The organism is Pseudomonas sp. FP603 (assembly GCF_030687415.1).
In the GTDB taxonomy this organism is placed as follows: domain Bacteria; phylum Pseudomonadota; class Gammaproteobacteria; order Pseudomonadales; family Pseudomonadaceae; genus Aquipseudomonas; species Aquipseudomonas wuhanensis.
In genome coordinates this window covers 6,648,289-6,664,823 of sequence record NZ_CP117431.1, presented here as the reverse complement: position 1 = coordinate 6,664,823, position 16,535 = coordinate 6,648,289, and the positions used below count along the sequence as shown (strand labels likewise).

Here is a 16,535-nt window from a genome sequence, read left to right as displayed (position 1 = left end):
GCCGATTTGGCAACAACACCCGAAAGCGCGCACTATCAGCCCATAGCCGATGCGTTGGAGGATGCCGTGGCACAAAAAATCGACCGCATCGCCCAAATGCTCAACTGCCCGGTGAAGGGTGAGGAATTAAGGCGAGCAGTGACTGAGAGTCGCAAGGAGTTTCTTCTGGCGAAGCAGGCAGAAGAGGGTCTTGAGGAAGACGTTCTTGATGATGAGTTGATCGAGGACGAAGAAGACGATGATGAATACGACGAGTTTGATTGGACGACAGAATGAAGAAAACGCTCTGGCGGCCCGTTGCCGTTCTCAACCACAACCATCCTGTTGCTCACCCCTTGCCGCACGCGGCTTATCAGCAACGAGTCGCAGAAATACGTGAGTCTATAGGCGTCAGCCGTAATGACCCACGTCCGGCTATTCCTGCCGAAATCCTATTTGCCGAGCTTGATGCACTCATTGATGAGGTTGAAGCGGAGCGTAACCGCCGATGAAAACACTCACCCAAAAATTGCAGGCCCCGAAAAATCGGGGCGCATTTCAAGGGTGAGTTGCCGCTATTTTACGGTTTGTGGCGTCGCCGTCTGCGGAGGTTGCGTCAGAACTTTCACCACATCATCAACCACCGCTTTACCCATCGCCGTCAAATAGTGCGCGGCCCAGGCATAGCGGTCGGTGTCTTTTGCATAGGCTGCATCCTCAGCAAACGACTTGGCCAGGAACAACAGGTCGGACGCCTGTGCCAATGCTTTACTAATAGGCACCCCAGCGCTGACATGAAACAGCGGATCGTCTGCACTGTAGAGGCAGGGCGTGAAGCCGATGGTTTTTGCTTCTGAGTATTCAGTCATTTGCCACCTCCAATGACGGAGGTGCGGTGGGGGCGCGATTCGAAGTCGGGGTGAGGGATAAGCCTAATTTCGTACGGATTTACATTGCGCATGGTCTAGCTCCTTGACGAGGAACTGCCACTTTTTCGTTACCAAGCGAATGGGTGGCAGCTGTGCGCAGGTTGGTAAACCGGGAGTCAAGGAATCCGGCACGCCCGAAGACGTCCCACGTACAGCCGCCATAACTCAAAATTGCGGGCGTAAACAAACGCCTGCAATTCTCAATGGGGGCGCTGTTGCGCTTAACTCTCGGGTTACCAAGCCCGGTCGCTGAATTGGCAGCGACGGCGGAAGGGTATCGTGCAGGCTGATCTCCTGCAACCGTCGAAAGTCGTAAGGATTTTCTGCTGAATCGGTCGGAAGAAGATGACGTCGATGATCCCAAGGCTAATCGCAAAGTTCGCTAAGTACCCGGCTGGGTATTATCGTCATTTGACGGTCATTTGATTGAACAAGGCGCTGGCAGCAGACAGCAACTGGCCAAGGTGCGGTTTCAGCCGCCTTTGTTCGTGCCGCTCATTTGCCGGTCATTTGACCAGCGAATCTCGATTTAACGACAGCAAAGGAAACCCGTTTCGATGGTTTTTTGTGGGGCAGATGGCCCCGGTCAGTTGCACGTTGACCGTTGTTCGGAAAATCGAGCACTATAAGGTACTATTTTTTGTACCTTTGGAGTCGTCATGGAGCAATTACTTGCGAGTCGGTCGGTCAGTATTACCGAGCTGAAACGCAGCCCAAGTACTGTGATTGAGCAAGCAGGCTCAGAGCCAGTTGCCGTTCTCAACCACAATCGTCCTGCTGCCTACCTTTTGCCGCACGCCGCTTATCAGCAGCTCCTGGATAGATTACGAGCCGCAGAAATATGTGTAGCTATTGCGACCAGCCGCAATGACCCACGTCCGGCCATTGCTGCCGATACCGTGTTTGCCGAGCTTGATGCGCTCATTGATGAGGTCGAAGCAGAGCAGAAGCGCCCATGAGACAATTGTTTTTCCACTGGCACGAGAGGATCTGCAGCAAATCGCCCGCTACATTGCCCGTGACAATCCGGGTCGAGCTCGGACTTTTGTTGGTGAGCTACGAGTGTGCTGTGCTCGGCTGCTGGATCAGCCTAATCAAGGTATTCCCCGAGATGACTATGCCAGAGGGCTGCGAATGATTTCCCACGGCCGATATTTGATCTTTTATAGTCTTTTCGAGGGCGATGTTCAGATTGAGCGTGTCCTGCATGCCGCAAGGGACGTTGGACGTCTATTCGAATCAGGCAGTGCTGATCACTAGACCCAAACCATTGAAAATGGCTTACCCACAAAAAAGCCCCAGACCCAACGGCCTGAGGCTTTCTCGCTTCTACATATGGTGCACCAGGCGGGATTCGAACCCACGACCCCTGCCTTCGGAGGGCAGTACTCTATCCAGCTGAGCTACTGGTGCAATGCGGGCGCCATGATACTCATATGCGCTGCGGGCGTCCATGCTGCTGAATCGTCTGCGTTTTTCCAAAGCGTAACCTGCGTTTGCTACGCTGATCCGAAAAAATAGGCAAATGCGGCGTTTTCGTTCTTTTTTTCGAACAGCCTATTGTCCTTTACCCCCTTTGATCCTAGGATTCGTTTGAGATTTCAAACGCTCTTGTCTGGGTGCTGAACCGCACGAGTTCGTTCCGTGCGCTATTTATGTGCTTCAGCCCGGTGAATGATTTCCCTGACGGCAGCCTATAAGGCGCCTTTCTATAATCATAATTCGCTCCGCGCGTGCCGCGGTGCTGTTAAGGAAAGCCGACATGCAGCTTAAAGACACCCAGTTGTTCCGCCAGCAAGCCTTTATCGATGGCGCTTGGGTCGATGCGGACAACGGTCAGACGATCAAGGTCAATAACCCGGCAACGGGCGAAATTCTGGGTACTGTGCCGAAAATGGGCGCTGCCGAAACCCGCCGTGCGATCGAAGCCGCTGACAAAGCGCTGCCGGCTTGGCGTTCACTGACCGCCAAGGAGCGCGCGAACAAGCTGCGTCGCTGGTTCGAGCTGATCATCGAGAATCAGGACGACCTGGCTCGCCTGATGACCCTCGAGCAGGGCAAGCCATTGGCTGAAGCCAAGGGCGAGATCGTTTACGCCGCTTCCTTTATCGAGTGGTTCGCCGAAGAAGCCAAGCGCGTCTACGGTGACGTGATTCCGGGCCACCAGCCAGACAAGCGCCTGATCGTGATCAAGCAGCCGATCGGCGTGACCGCTGCAATCACCCCGTGGAACTTCCCGGCCGCGATGATCACCCGTAAAGCCGGCCCGGCCCTGGCCGCCGGTTGCACCATGGTGCTCAAGCCTGCTTCGCAAACCCCGTTTTCCGCGTTCGCCCTGGCTGAACTGGCTCAGCGTGCCGGTATTCCGAACGGCGTGTTCAGCGTGGTGACCGGCAGCGCCGGCGACATCGGCAGCGAGCTGACCGGCAACCCGATCGTACGCAAACTGTCGTTCACCGGCTCGACCGAAATCGGTCGTCAGTTAATGACCGAGTGCGCCAAGGACATCAAGAAAGTCTCGCTGGAGCTGGGCGGCAATGCGCCGTTCATTGTGTTCGACGACGCGGACCTGGATAAGGCCGTCGAAGGCGCGATCATTTCCAAGTACCGCAACAACGGCCAGACCTGCGTCTGCGCCAACCGCCTGTACATTCAGGATTCGGTCTACGACGCGTTCGCCGAGAAGCTGAAAGTGGCCGTGGCCAAACTCAAGATCGGCAACGGTCTGGAAGACGGCACCACCACTGGCCCGCTGATCGACGAAAAAGCCGTGGCCAAGGTTCAAGAGCACATTGCTGACGCTGTCGGCAAAGGCGCTACCGTGCTGGCGGGTGGCAAGAGCATGCAAGGCAACTTCTTCGAGCCGACCATCCTGACCAACGTGCCGAACAACGCGGCCGTGGCCAAGGAAGAAACCTTCGGTCCGTTGGCGCCGCTGTTCCGCTTCAAAGACGAAGCCGACGTGATCGCGATGTCCAACGACACCGAGTTCGGTCTGGCCTCGTACTTCTATGCGCGCGACCTGGGTCGTGTGTTCCGTGTGGCTGAAGCCCTGGAGTACGGCATGGTCGGCGTCAACACCGGGTTGATCTCCAACGAAGTCGCGCCGTTCGGCGGCATCAAGGCGTCGGGCCTGGGCCGTGAAGGCTCCAAGTACGGCATTGAGGATTACCTGGAAATCAAATACCTCTGCCTGGGTATCTGAGTCCATTGCTTCAAGCGCAAAGGGCACGAGAGCGCTGCCCCTTTGCGCGCTTCAAACGGAATTTTCTCTGTGGCCGGGAACGCTGTGGCAGTCGATCATCGCATGCTGCCGTAGTTGCCTCCCCACCGCTTAATCCTTGAACCACGCCGACCGATGAGCGGCGAATGAGGAATGTATGAGCAAGACTAACGCTGAGTTGATGGCCCGCCGCACCGCTGCTGTACCCCGTGGTGTTGGCCAGATTCACCCGATCTTCGCCGACCACGCGAAGAACGCCACCGTGACCGACGTTGAAGGTCGTGAGTTCATCGACTTCGCCGGCGGTATCGCTGTGCTGAACACCGGTCACGTGCACCCGAAAATCATCGCCGCCGTCACCGAACAACTGAACAAGCTGACCCACACCTGCTTCCAGGTACTGGCCTACGAGCCGTACGTGGAAGTGTGCGAAAAAATCAACGCCAAGGTACCGGGTGATTTCGCCAAGAAAACCCTGCTGGTGACCACCGGCTCCGAAGCCGTGGAAAACTCCATCAAGATCGCCCGTGCCGCCACTGGCCGTGCCGGTGTGATCGCGTTCACCGGCGCTTACCACGGTCGCACCATGATGACCCTGGGCCTGACCGGTAAAGTCGTGCCTTACTCGGCTGGCATGGGCCTGATGCCAGGCGGCATCTTCCGCGCGCTGTACCCGAACGAATTGCACGGTGTGAGCATCGACGATTCGATCGCCAGCATCGAGCGCATCTTCAAGAACGACGCCGAGCCGCGTGACATCGCTGCCATCATCATTGAGCCGGTTCAGGGCGAAGGTGGTTTCTACGTCGCGCCTAAAGAGTTCATGAAGCGTCTGCGCGCCCTGTGCGACCAGCACGGCATTCTGTTGATCGCTGACGAAGTGCAGACTGGCGCTGGCCGTACCGGCACCTTCTTCGCCATGGAACAGATGGGCGTTGCCGCCGACCTGACCACCTTCGCCAAATCCATCGCTGGCGGCTTCCCGCTGGCCGGCGTGTGCGGCAAGGCCGAATACATGGACGCCATCGCTCCAGGCGGCTTGGGCGGCACTTACGCCGGTAGCCCGATCGCTTGCGCCGCGGCCCTGGCCGTGATGGAAGTGTTCGAAGAAGAGCACCTGCTGGATCGCTGCAAAGCGGTTGGCGAGCGTCTGGTGACTGGTCTGAAAGCCATTCAGGCCAAATACCCGGTGATCGGCGACGTGCGTGCCCTGGGTGCGATGATCGCCGTCGAGCTGTTTGAAAACGGCGACAGCCACAAGCCGAACCCGGCTGCTGTAGCCGCCGTTGTGGCCAAGGCTCGCGACAAGGGCCTGATCCTGCTGTCGTGCGGCACCTATGGCAACGTTCTGCGCGTGCTGGTACCGCTGACCGCGCCGGACGAGCAACTGGACAAAGGCCTGGCGATCATCGAAGAGTGCTTCGCCGAGCTCTGATCCGTTTGTGATCTGATCGACAAAAACCCGCTTCGGCGGGTTTTTTTATGGGGCTTGAAACACATCAGGGGCAATTGAGCTGTATCGAATGGCCATCATTGACTAAGGTGCAAGCATTGCCGTTGGAGTGTGCGATGACTGCTGTGGTGTTACCCGCTGTACCGCGAGTGCTGATTGCCGAGGCCGACCCTTGGTCTCGCGACCTGCTCAAGCAGGTGTTGTTGAATGTGCGCTGCGACGCGCGGCTGGACTTGTGTGCCGATGGCCAGGAGACACTGCACCTGTTAGCGGAAAATCCTTACGACCTGGTGATCGTCGACTGGGAGTTGCCTGGCGTCGATGGTCTGAACGTCTTGCGCAGTGTCCGTCAGCGCAAACGTAATCCACCTCTGCCCTTCATCCTGATGAGCAGCCGCAATGACAGCGCCAGCGTGCGTGAAGTCTTGCCCCTGGCGCCCACGGCGTACCTGACCAAACCCTTGAACATGGAAAGCCTGACCCAGCGCCTGCAGGATTTGTTGCTGAACGCCGGTGAAGAGGTGTCCTGCGAGGTGCCTTCATTGGCGCCGGGCATGACCTTGTCGGTGTACCTGGAGCGGCGTCGCGAACTGGCGGAGGGGGCGCCGTTGATGACCGATGTGCAGGTGGCGATCAAACGTAGCCTCAATCCCAATGGCCTCGATCTGACACGGCTGGAAGACGAGATCCGCACCGACCCGCAAATCACCGCTGTCCTGATCGCCGCCGCCAACAGCGCGGCCCAGCATCATGGCGTCGCTGTGCAAACCCTGGCCCAGGCGCTGCACCGCTTGGGCACCGGGCAAAGCATGAATCTTATTCTGGGCCTCGCCCTCAAGCGCAGCGCCCGGCTCAGCGATCCGCAGTTGGCGGACTATGCCGAGCGTTATTGGGAGTTGTCTCTGCACACCGCCGAATACGCGCGGACGCTGGCGCGTTTGCTGGATCTGGATCAGGAGCGTTGTTATTGCGCGGGCATGCTGCATCGTCTCGGCGACCTGGCCTTGCTGCGCTGTTTGCAGGAGTGGAAGCAGGCCGGCGGTGAGCTGGATGAGTGGGAAGAGGTTGGCGAAGCATTGGCCGAATTCGGCGCGGCCTATGGTTCGGCACTGCGGACCCGCTGGCGCCTGCCCCTGGAGTTGCGGGAGCTGATTGCGGCGGTTTACCAGCTCGGTGGCGGGGTTTACTCCCGCGAAGCGCTGGTGATGAACATGGCCGCGCAACTGGCGCGCCTGACCGAGCATGAGGGGATCGAGGCGTTGTCCAAAAGCCGTACGGCAAGATTGCTCAAGATTGGATTGCCGGAGTTGATGCGTCTGCGCAAAAAGCGAATCTGACACCGAACCCTGTGGGAGCGGGCCGATCAGCCAGAAATGATGCGGTTCTTGCCTTGGCGCTTGGCCTGGTACATCGCCGCATCGGCGCGGGCGAACAGGCTGTCGATGCTTTCATCCTCGTGTGTGAGGCTGCTCAGGCCCTGGCTGACGGTGATGCCGAAGGTTTGGTCGTCATGGCTGAAGCTTAACCGCTGAATTTCCCGTTGCAGGCGCTCGGCCACCTGCATGGCCATATCCGGTGCACAGCCGGGAAACACCGCCGCGAATTCCTCACCGCCGATCCGTCCGAACAGATCACCTCGCCGCAGGGCCGCGCGACCGCTCTCGGCGATGCGTTGCAGCACCTTGTCGCCTTCCTGATGGCCGTAGGTGTCATTGACCACTTTGAAGTCATCGATGTCCAGCAGCAGGAACGCCATCGGCGCACCGTTCAACCGCGCCTGCTCGAATTCACGATTGGCGCATTCGAAGAAGTGTCGGCGATTGCTGCTTTGGGTCAACACATCGGTGCTGGCCAGGCGCTGCAACTCGGCTTCCATCTGCTTTTTTTCGGTGATGTCTTCGGCAATGCCGACGATGATCACCGGTTGGCCCGGCTCTGCCTGACGGTTGATGAAGCATTTGTCGCTGAGCCAACGCACCTGGCCGTCGGCGGCGATGATGCGGTACTCGCGGTTTTCAACGGCGCCTTTGACCAGCACCTGCGCCAGGCTGCGCTCGGCGTAGTCCAGATCGTCGGGATAGACGCTGTCGCGCCAGTGGTTGTAGTCGGACAGCAACAGGCCGGCGGGACGGCCGAAAATCCGGTCATAGGCCGGGCTGACATAGAGCACCTGACGGGTTTCCCAGTTAAATGCCCAAAGCACGGCGTTGACGCTAACCAGCAGCGAGCTGAACAGCTGTTCGCGTTCGCTCAGGCGCGCCACTTCACCCTGGGCATGCATCAGCGCCATCAGAGTCTGCGCGGCCTCGGGCCACTGTGGAAGGGATGTGTCTTGTAGGCATTTATTAACCATCGGCACAAATCTCAAAGGGCGTGCCGCTATGTCGACAGCGGCCAAGAACAAAGCCCGCCTGGATGGCGAAGTGTCTTTGAGATAGGGGATTTGGAGCGAAGTTCCCGCTCTTCGTGGCGAGAGGAGCTTGCTCCCGCCGGGCGGTACTGGCGACGCGTTTTGTCAGTTAAAACGCGTCGTCAGGTATTGCGTCTGCTGCGCAGCCGAGCGGGAGCAAGCTCCCTCGCCACAGGCAAGCTCCTTATCAGAGGCAAGCCGTCATCACAAAGGATCAGGCGTTGGCAGGGCGCAGCGAGTAGGTTTTCAACTGGTCGGCGAAGTCACGCAGGGATTGAATCCCGCTGGCCTCGGCCTCGTGTACCCAATCCTTGATGGCAGCCAGCATGTCGTGACCATTTGAGCTGGTCTTGACCCAGATCTGCTGCAAGGCCAGACGTTTCTCGTAAATTACCTTCAGCGCCTGGCTGTGCTCGAGCATGGTCTGGATGCGTACATGGTGCTTGTCATCCAGCAGGCTGGTTTCCCGCGACAGCAGGCGCTTGGCCCGGTGGAACTGGTGACGGACCGAGTGATCGACCTTTTCCAGCTCTTGCTTGACCAGTGGCGCGATCACCAGCTTGCGGTACTGAGCCATGATCTGGAAGCGGTTGTTGAGGATCGCCATGGCGGTGTCCATGTCCAGGCTGCCTTTACCTTCAACGCGGTGGGCGATGGGTGCAACCCGCTGGACCTTGGCCAGACGCAGGAAACTGAAGACCTGGATCCAGGCCCAGCCGAGATCGAATTCCCATTTCTTCACCGACAGTTTGGCGGAGTTAGGGTAGGTGTGATGGTTGTTATGCAGTTCTTCGCCGCCGATCAGGATGCCCCAAGGCACCAGATTGGTCGCCGCATCGCGGCATTCGAAGTTGCGGTAGCCGATGGCATGGCCCAGGCCATTGACCACGCCGGCGGCCCAGACCGGGATCCACATCATCTGGATGGCCCAGATGGTGATGCCGATGGTGCCGAACAGCAGCAGGTCGATGACGCCCATGATCGCCACGCCCAGCAGCGGGAAGCGGCTGTAAAGGTTGCGTTCGATCCAGTCTTCGGGACAGTTCTTGCCGTAGATGCGCAAGGTCTCGGGGTTCTCCGCTTCGGCGCGGTACAACTCGGCGCCTTTGCGCAGAACGGTGGACAGACCCTTGATGACCGGGCTGTGCGGGTCATCGACGGTTTCGCATTTGGCGTGGTGCTTGCGGTGGATAGCCGTCCACTCGCGGGTGTTCTGCGCCGTGGTCAGCCACAGCCAGAAGCGGAAGAAATGTTTCAGGCCGGCATTGAGCTCAAGCGAGCGATGGGCTGAATAGCGATGCAGATAAACCGTGACGCCGACGATCGTCACGTGGGTCATCAGCAGGGTGACTGCCACCAGTGACCAGGGCGATAAGCCAAGAAAACCTTCGTACCACATAGCCTATAGGACCCTCGATAAAGAAAAAAACAGCCGTTGCATTATCACTTAGCCCACAGATAAAACCAGTCGCCCTTTCAGATAAGAGTGGCCGGATGTTTCTTTAATCTATAATTCCAGCCTTTTTTGTAGGGACATGGACGCTCTAATGTCAGCCACCTATCGCGATGCTTTGCGTGCAGCGCTGCTCTATCTGGCGCTTTCCGTAGCCTGGCTCCAGTTTAGTGGTTATTTATTGAACAGGTTCTTCGATAGTTCCACCGACCTGCTGCGCTGGCAACTGATCAACGGCTATGCCTGGGTGGCGTTCAGTGCGGGGCTGATCTTTATTGCGCGGGCACGATTGTTTCGCTGCCTGGGTGTCGGCGCCAAATTGCGTGGGCGCACTGCAGACCGGGAGCGTTTGCGTCAGGCGGCAGCGGTGTTCGATTGCACCCGTGAAGGGGTGCTGGTCACTGATAGCAAAGGCTTGATCGTCCATGTGAACCGGGCATTCATGGAAATCACCGGCTATCAGTGCGAGGAAGTGTTGGGTCAGCGACCGAACATGTTCAAGTCGGGTCATCACCCACCGGGTTTCTACCAGGCGATGTTCGCGGCACTCGAAAGCCTTGGTGAGTGGAGCGGGGAAATCTGGAACCGTCGCAAGAGCGGCGAGATCTACCCGCAATGGCAGACGATCCGCCTCATTCGCGACGATCAGGGGCGGCTCAGCCAGTACGTTGCGGTGTTTTCCGACATCAGCGCGATCAAGAACTCCGAACATGAACTGACGCACCTGGCCTATCACGATCCGCTGACCGATCTGCCCAATCGCCTTCTGCTTACCGACCGTGCCGGGCAGGCCGTGGCCTCGGCGCAGGTCCACAAGCGCGGTTGCGCGTTGTTGATGATCGACCTCGATCATTTCAAGTTGATCAACGACAGTCTCGGCCACAGTGTCGGCGATCAGTTGCTCAAGGCTGTGGCTGAGCGCCTGAATGTCTTGTTCGGTCCGGGCATCACGCTGGCGCGGCTCAGTGGCGACGAATTTGCGGTATTGGCTGAAAATTGCCCGCAGCCGGGGCACGCCGCGGCTCTGGCTCAGCGGGTCATCGATGGCCTTAGAGAATCGTTCCAGATCGACGGGCATCCGCTGTTCATCAACGCCAGCATCGGTATCAGCCTGTTCCCCAGCGATGCCTTGAGCGCCGAGCAACTGTTGCGCAACGCCGATTCGGCGCTGTTCAAGGCCAAGAGCGCTGGCCGCGACGGCTATGCCCTCTACACCGAAGAATTGACCGCGCATGCCCAGCAACGCGTCGAGATTGCATTCGAATTGCGTCGAGCTTTGGAGGAGCAGGAATTGCGGGTTTATTACCAGCCCGTGCATGACCTCAAAACCAGTCGCCTGATTGGCGTCGAGGCGTTGGTGCGCTGGGAGCATCCGCAGCGTGGGCTTGTGTCGCCGGCAGAGTTCATCCCCATCGCCGAACGCACCGGGCTGATTGCCGAGATCGATGCCTGGATCATGCGCCAGGCCTGTCAGCAGATGTGCCAGTGGCAAGCGGCGGGCGTGGGGTTGTCGTTTGTCGCGGTGAACGTTTCTTCTCGCCTGTTTGCCCGCCGCGAGTTGTATCAGCAAGTGGCTCAGGTGCTACACGACACCGGGCTGGATCCGGCGTATCTGGAGCTGGAAGTTACCGAAAGCGCGGTGATGGAGGACCCGGAAGTGGCGCTGGAGCAGATGCATCGCTTGCGCGAGTTGGGCGTGCGGCTGGCCATCGATGACTTCGGCACGGGCTATTCATCGTTGCTGCGGCTCAAGCGTTTGCCGGTGCAAAAGCTCAAGATCGATCAGGGATTTGTCGCAGGCTTGCCGGGTGATGAGGATGACGCGGCGATCGCGCGGGTAATCATTGCGCTGGCGCAGAGCATGGGGATGCAAGTGCATGCCGAGGGGATCGAGCAGGTCGAGCAGGCGGCTTTCCTGCTCGAACACGATTGCGATCTGGGGCAGGGGTACTGGTTTGGACGGCCAATGCCGGCGGCAGCATTGGATTGGGCTCGGGCGCCAACGATTGGATGAGCGCCTGATCTGCTTTTTGTGGCGAGGGGGCTTGTGTGCCCTTGAAAGTAGTTGGTCCTGCGCAACCCCTTGCTCCATCAAATAATGCACTCTAGTTATATAAACATTCTTAAATAGTCTTTTTAAGAATATCCGCGCCTATCTACTATTGCCCCTACGCCGTAAGCAGTGCCCGCCACTGCCAGGCATATCTCATTAAAGGAGCAGCACCATGAGCGCATCCCTACGTAGTGTTGACGGGCAGGACGAAGCCACTATTTTGCGTGAGATTCAGAGCGCCTTGCGCGATCTGCGCTTTGGCGCGGTGGAAATCACCGTGCACAACGCCCAGGTGGTTCAGATCGAACGCAAAGAGAAATTCCGTTTGCAGAACCCGGGCAACAAGCCGAGCTGAAGCGAAAGATTGAAGATCAAAAGATCGCAGCCTTCGGCAGCTCCTGCGGGAGACTGAGGGCTTTCGAACGCTGCGATCTTTGAACAGGCAACCCGTTCCAGGCCATAAGAAAAAGCCAACACATCAAGAATTCCAGGAGCTTTCACCATGTCGTCGATTCGTCATTTTGCTTTGGCCGCCTTGGCCAGTGCCCTTTTTGCTGGTTCCGCGGTTGCCAAGGATTACGAGCTGCTCAACGTGTCGTATGACCCGACCCGTGAGCTGTACCAGGAGTACAACGCCGAGTTCATCAACTTCTGGAAAAAAGACCACGCTGGCGACAATGTGAAAATCCAGCAGTCCCACGGTGGTTCGGGCAAGCAGGGCCGGGCGGTGATCGACGGTCTGCGGGCCGACGTGGTGACCCTAGCCCTGGCCGGTGACATCGATGAAGTCGCCAAGCTGGGCAAGAGCCTGCCGGTCGACTGGCAGAAGCGTCTGCCGGAAGCGAGCACGCCTTACACCTCGACCATCGTGTTCCTGGTGCGCAAAGGCAACCCGAAAGGCATCAAGGACTGGGGCGACCTGACCAAAAATGGCGTGGAAGTTATCACCCCGAATCCGAAAACCTCCGGCGGCGCACGCTGGAACTTCCTCGCGGCCTGGGCCTATGGCCTGAAAGCCAACGGCGGTAATGAAGCCAAGGCCAAAGAGTACGTGCAGACCCTGTTCAAACACGTGCCTGTGCTGGACACCGGCGCTCGCGGGTCGACCATCACCTTCGTCAACAACGGTCAGGGCGACGTGTTGCTGGCCTGGGAAAACGAAGCCTTCCTGGCGTTGAAAGAAGACGGCGGCGCCGACAAATTCGACATCGTCGTGCCTTCGCTGTCGATTCTGGCCGAGCCACCGGTGGCTGTGGTCGACAAGAACGCCGAGAAAAAGGGCAATACCGAAATCGCCGAAGCGTACCTCAAACACCTGTACAGCCCGGCCGGCCAGGAAATCGCGGCGAAAAACTTCTATCGTCCACGTGACAAGGACGTGGCCGCCAAGTACGCCAAGCAGTTCCCGACACTGGAGCTGGTGACCATCGACAAGGACTTCGGCGGCTGGAAAACCGCGCAACCGAAATTCTTCAATGACGGTGGCGTGTTCGACCAGATTTATCAGGCGCAGTAACCTGAAAACGATCAGTTAAACGCAACTCATGTGGGAGCGGGCTTGCTCGCGAAGACGGCGGTAGAGTCAATATCGATGTTGTCTGACACACCGCTTTCGCGAGCAAGCCCGCTCCCACAGGTTACGCACCAACGGCCCCGATTTCACCGTCGGGGCTTAGCGCGTTCTCAACCAAGGACTTTTATGTCGCGTCGTATCTCCCCCGTCATACCCGGCTTCGGGCTGACGCTGGGCTACACCTTGGTGTACCTCAGCCTGATTGTGCTCATTCCACTGGCGGCGATGTTCGTGCATGCCGCTCAACTGACCTGGGACCAGTTCTGGGCCATCATCTCGGCGCCACGGGTGCTGGCGGCGTTGAAGCTGAGCTTCGGCACCGCGCTCTATGCCGCGATCATCAACGGCATCATCGGCACACTCCTGGCCTGGGTGCTGGTGCGCTACACCTTCCCGGGACGCAAAGTCATCGATGCGATGATCGATTTGCCGTTCGCATTGCCCACCGCCGTGGCCGGTATCGCGCTGACCGCGCTGTACACCCCCACCGGCCTGGTGGGTCAGTTCGCGGCGGACCTGGGTTTCAAGATCGCCTACACCCCCCTCGGCATCACTTTGGCGCTGACTTTTGTAACACTTCCATTCGTAGTACGTACGGTACAGCCTGTACTGGCCGATATCCCCCGTGAAGTGGAGGAGGCGGCGGCGTGCCTGGGGGCAAAACCGTTGCAGGTTTTCCGCCATATTCTGGTGCCGGCGCTGCTGCCAGCCTGGCTGACTGGTTTCGCTTTGGCCTTTGCCCGTGGGGTCGGCGAGTACGGTTCGGTGATTTTCATCGCCGGCAACATGCCGATGAAAACCGAAATTCTGCCGCTGCTGATCATGGTCAAACTCGACCAGTACGATTACACCGGCGCCACCTCCATTGGTGTACTGATGCTGGTGGTTTCCTTTGTCTTGTTGCTGCTGATCAACTTGTTGCAGCGGCGCATCGAAACCCCATAAGGAGGCGCGAAAAATGTCCCAATCGTCTATTGCAGCAGCCTCCTCGAACGCCGCCCGCCGTGGCAGTGCTACTTCGCGGCGAATCCTGATTGGCCTGGGCTGGCTGATCTTTACGCTGTTTCTGTTGCTGCCGCTGTTCATCGTGGTGTCCCAAGGCCTGAAGCTGGGTCTGGGTGCGTTCTTCACGGCGATCTTCGAACCGGACGCCTTGTCGGCGTTGAAGCTCACGGTGATCGCCGTGCTGATCTCGGTGCCGCTGAACCTGGTGTTCGGTGTCAGCGCGGCATGGTGCGTGAGCAAATACTCGTTCCGCGGCAAGAGCATGCTGGTGACCCTGATTGACTTGCCGTTCTCGGTATCGCCGGTGATCGCAGGTCTGGTCTACGTGCTGATGTTCGGCGCCCAGGGCCTGTTTGGCCCGTGGTTGCAGGATCACGACATCCAGATCGTCTTCGCCTTGCCGGGCATCGTGCTGGCGACGATTTTCGTCACTGTGCCGTTCGTGGCCCGTGAATTGATCCCGCTGATGCAGGAACAAGGCACCCAGGAGGAAGAGGCCGCGCGTTTGCTTGGCGCCAATGGCTGGCAGATGTTCTGGCACGTCACCGTGCCCAATATCAAATGGGGCCTGATCTACGGCGTGGTGCTGTGTACCGCGCGGGCCATGGGTGAGTTCGGTGCGGTGTCGGTGGTATCCGGGCACATTCGCGGGGTGACCAACACCCTGCCGCTGCACGTCGAGATCCTTTACAACGAATACAACCACGTGGCCGCGTTCGCCGTGGCGAGCCTGTTGCTGATCCTGGCGCTCTTCATCCTGCTGCTCAAGCAGTGGAGCGAAAACCGTATTAACCGCCTGCGCGCCAGCGCCGCGGAGGAATAAGTCATGTCGATCGAAGTGCGTAACGTCAGCAAGAACTTCCACGCGTTCAAGGCGCTGGACAACATCAGCCTGGACATTCAAAGCGGCGAGCTGGTGGCGTTGCTGGGGCCGTCCGGCTGCGGCAAGACCACGTTGCTGCGAATCATCGCCGGCCTGGAAACCCCGGATCAGGGCAACATCGTGTTCCATGGCGAAGACGTCTCCGGCCATGATGTACGGGATCGCAACGTCGGTTTTGTGTTCCAGCACTACGCCCTGTTCCGCCACATGACGGTGTTCGACAACGTCGCGTTCGGCCTGCGCATGAAGCCGAAAAGCCAGCGCCCGAACGAGAGCCAGATCGCGGTGAAAGTCCATGAGCTGCTGAACATGGTGCAGCTGGACTGGTTGGCCGATCGCTACCCGGAACAACTCTCCGGCGGCCAGCGTCAGCGCATCGCGTTGGCCCGCGCCCTGGCGGTGGAGCCGAAAGTTTTGCTGCTCGACGAGCCCTTCGGCGCCCTCGACGCCAAGGTCCGTAAAGAGCTGCGTCGCTGGCTTGCACGGCTGCACGAAGACATCAACCTGACTTCGGTATTCGTGACCCACGACCAGGAAGAGGCGATGGAAGTTGCCGACCGGATCGTGGTGATGAACAAAGGTGTGATCGAGCAGATCGGCTCACCGGGCGACGTCTACGAAAACCCGGCCAGCGATTTCGTCTATCACTTCCTCGGCGATTCGAACCGTCTGCATTTGGGTGAAGACCGGCACGTGTTGTTCCGCCCACACGAAGTGTCGCTGTCGCGCCATGAACTGGAAGACCACCACGCGGCTGAAGTGCGCGATATTCGTCCGCTGGGCGCCACCACGCGGGTGACGCTGAAGGTCGAAGGCCAGAGCGAGCTGATCGAAGCTGAAGTGGTGAAGGATCACGACAGCCTGGTTGGATTGGCGAAGGGTGAGACGTTGTTCTTCAAACCGAAGGTCTGGCAGAAAGTCGCCAACCTCTAAAGCAAAAGCATCGCGGGCAAGCCCGCTCCCACAGGGGATTTGTGAACGACACAGATCACTGTGGGAGCGGGCTCGCCCGCGATGGCGTCCTACGTTGCTGCGTTTTTCTGACGCAAACGCACACCACCCACCCGCGCCTCGATCTGCTCTTTCAGCTCATGCCGCATTCCGAGCAAAAACGCCAACTCAACCACCACAAACAACGGCCCGACAATCAACCCCGTTACATCATCGACAAACGCCGGTTTGCGTCCCTCGTAATGATGACCGACAAACTGAATCGCCCAGCCGATCACAAACATTCCAAGGCCGCTGGCCAACCAGACCAGCGTGCTTTGCTGCGCAAGCACGTGCCCCAGCCAGACTGACAAGCCCAGTAATACCGTCATCAGCACCCCCAGCCGCAGTTCCAGGCGCAGGTAAAACCACGCCGACGCCAGTGATACCAGCACTGCCGGTGACAGCCAGCCCCCGGCCCATTGCGGACGCGACAGCAGCACGGCCACCGCCACCACGATCAACGGAATACCCACGAAGTGGCTGGCGATATTGCGCGGGTCACGGTGGTAGGCGGCGTATTGACTGAGATGGTCAACGAGGCTTTTCATTGTTATTCCTCCTGTAGGGTGATGGATGATGCC

Annotated in this window: 17 protein-coding genes and 1 tRNA gene; 13 read left to right on the top strand and 5 right to left on the bottom strand. The window is 58.7% G+C overall.

What is annotated here, in order from left to right; genetic code table 11:
* Positions 1-6: 6 nt before the first annotated feature.
* Together PSH65_RS30745 and PSH65_RS30740 are read left to right on the top strand one after the other, a co-directional pair.
* Positions 7-276, top strand: a complete 270-nt coding sequence (locus PSH65_RS30745) for a hypothetical protein (protein WP_258671894.1) — start codon at positions 7-9, stop codon at positions 274-276.
* The gene (locus PSH65_RS30740) at positions 273-491 is read left to right on the top strand and encodes a hypothetical protein (RefSeq protein WP_305424250.1); all 219 of its coding nucleotides are present in this window, start codon (positions 273-275) and stop codon (positions 489-491) included. The genes PSH65_RS30745 and PSH65_RS30740 overlap by 4 nt, the downstream gene beginning before the upstream one ends.
* A 63-nt stretch (positions 492-554) precedes the next feature.
* Here the strand turns inward: PSH65_RS30740 and PSH65_RS30735 are convergent, their stop codons facing one another.
* Entirely contained in the window at positions 555-848 is a 294-nt protein-coding gene (locus PSH65_RS30735; RefSeq protein ID WP_305424249.1) for a DUF3077 domain-containing protein, read from the bottom strand.
* Between the two features lie 719 nt (positions 849-1,567).
* Here PSH65_RS30735 and PSH65_RS30730 point away from each other — a divergent pair.
* Both PSH65_RS30730 and PSH65_RS30725 read left to right on the top strand, forming a co-directional pair.
* Positions 1,568-1,867 (top strand): type II toxin-antitoxin system prevent-host-death family antitoxin, encoded by a 300-nt coding sequence (locus tag PSH65_RS30730; RefSeq protein WP_019581695.1) that lies wholly within the window; start codon positions 1,568-1,570, stop codon positions 1,865-1,867.
* Positions 1,776-2,168, top strand: a complete 393-nt coding sequence (locus PSH65_RS30725; protein ID WP_370694674.1) for a type II toxin-antitoxin system RelE/ParE family toxin — start codon at positions 1,776-1,778, stop codon at positions 2,166-2,168. The genes PSH65_RS30730 and PSH65_RS30725 overlap by 92 nt, the downstream gene beginning before the upstream one ends.
* Before the next feature lie 76 nt (positions 2,169-2,244).
* Here the strand turns inward: PSH65_RS30725 and PSH65_RS30720 are convergent.
* A tRNA-Arg gene (locus PSH65_RS30720) sits at positions 2,245-2,321 on the bottom strand.
* 349 nt (positions 2,322-2,670) lie between these two features.
* Here PSH65_RS30720 and gabD point away from each other — a divergent pair.
* The 3 genes from gabD (at position 2,671) to PSH65_RS30705 (ending at position 6,921) form a co-directional block, all read left to right on the top strand.
* Positions 2,671-4,113 (top strand): NADP-dependent succinate-semialdehyde dehydrogenase, encoded by a 1,443-nt coding sequence (gene gabD, locus PSH65_RS30715; protein ID WP_018929370.1) that lies wholly within the window; start codon positions 2,671-2,673, stop codon positions 4,111-4,113.
* Positions 4,114-4,288: 175 nt separating this feature from the next.
* A complete protein-coding gene (gene gabT, locus PSH65_RS30710) occupies positions 4,289-5,566 on the top strand; it encodes a 4-aminobutyrate--2-oxoglutarate transaminase (protein WP_305424248.1) in 1,278 nt (425 codons plus the stop codon).
* A 134-nt stretch (positions 5,567-5,700) separates the two neighbouring features.
* Positions 5,701-6,921, top strand: coding sequence for a response regulator (locus PSH65_RS30705; protein WP_305424247.1), 1,221 nt, complete (start codon positions 5,701-5,703; stop codon positions 6,919-6,921).
* A 26-nt stretch (positions 6,922-6,947) separates the two neighbouring features.
* Here PSH65_RS30705 and PSH65_RS30700 read toward each other — a convergent pair whose 3' ends face one another.
* Together PSH65_RS30700 and desA are read right to left on the bottom strand one after the other, a co-directional pair.
* Positions 6,948-7,937 (bottom strand): sensor domain-containing diguanylate cyclase, encoded by a 990-nt coding sequence (locus PSH65_RS30700; RefSeq protein WP_305424246.1) that lies wholly within the window; start codon positions 7,935-7,937, stop codon positions 6,948-6,950.
* Positions 7,938-8,208: 271 nt separating this feature from the next.
* Entirely contained in the window at positions 8,209-9,393 is a 1,185-nt protein-coding gene (gene desA / locus PSH65_RS30695) for a delta-9 fatty acid desaturase DesA (RefSeq protein WP_305424245.1), read from the bottom strand.
* A 148-nt stretch (positions 9,394-9,541) separates the two neighbouring features.
* Between desA and dibA the strand changes: the two genes are divergently transcribed.
* The 6 genes from dibA (at position 9,542) to PSH65_RS30665 (ending at position 15,894) form a co-directional block, all read left to right on the top strand.
* Positions 9,542-11,461: a phosphodiesterase DibA gene (gene dibA, locus PSH65_RS30690; RefSeq protein ID WP_305424244.1), complete on the top strand. Its 1,920-nt coding sequence runs from the start codon at positions 9,542-9,544 to the stop codon at positions 11,459-11,461.
* A 211-nt stretch (positions 11,462-11,672) separates the two neighbouring features.
* On the top strand, positions 11,673-11,855 hold the full coding sequence (gene oscA / locus PSH65_RS30685; protein ID WP_007941032.1) for a sulfur starvation response protein OscA: 183 nt from the start codon (positions 11,673-11,675) through the stop codon (positions 11,853-11,855).
* A gap of 147 nt (positions 11,856-12,002) precedes the next feature.
* Positions 12,003-13,016, top strand: a complete 1,014-nt coding sequence (locus PSH65_RS30680; protein ID WP_305424243.1) for a sulfate ABC transporter substrate-binding protein — start codon at positions 12,003-12,005, stop codon at positions 13,014-13,016.
* A 183-nt stretch (positions 13,017-13,199) separates the two neighbouring features.
* Complete coding sequence (gene cysT / locus PSH65_RS30675; protein WP_033058556.1) at positions 13,200-14,018, top strand: sulfate ABC transporter permease subunit CysT; 819 nt, start codon at positions 13,200-13,202, stop codon at positions 14,016-14,018.
* A gap of 13 nt (positions 14,019-14,031) precedes the next feature.
* Complete coding sequence (gene cysW / locus PSH65_RS30670; RefSeq protein WP_305424242.1) at positions 14,032-14,901, top strand: sulfate ABC transporter permease subunit CysW; 870 nt, start codon at positions 14,032-14,034, stop codon at positions 14,899-14,901.
* Positions 14,902-14,904: 3 nt separating this feature from the next.
* A complete protein-coding gene (locus PSH65_RS30665) occupies positions 14,905-15,894 on the top strand; it encodes a sulfate/molybdate ABC transporter ATP-binding protein (RefSeq protein ID WP_305424241.1) in 990 nt (329 codons plus the stop codon).
* Positions 15,895-15,983: 89 nt separating this feature from the next.
* Here the strand turns inward: PSH65_RS30665 and PSH65_RS30660 are convergent, their stop codons facing one another.
* The gene (locus PSH65_RS30660) at positions 15,984-16,502 is read right to left on the bottom strand and encodes a DUF962 domain-containing protein (RefSeq protein WP_305424240.1); all 519 of its coding nucleotides are present in this window, start codon (positions 16,500-16,502) and stop codon (positions 15,984-15,986) included.
* Positions 16,503-16,535 lie beyond the last annotated feature (33 nt).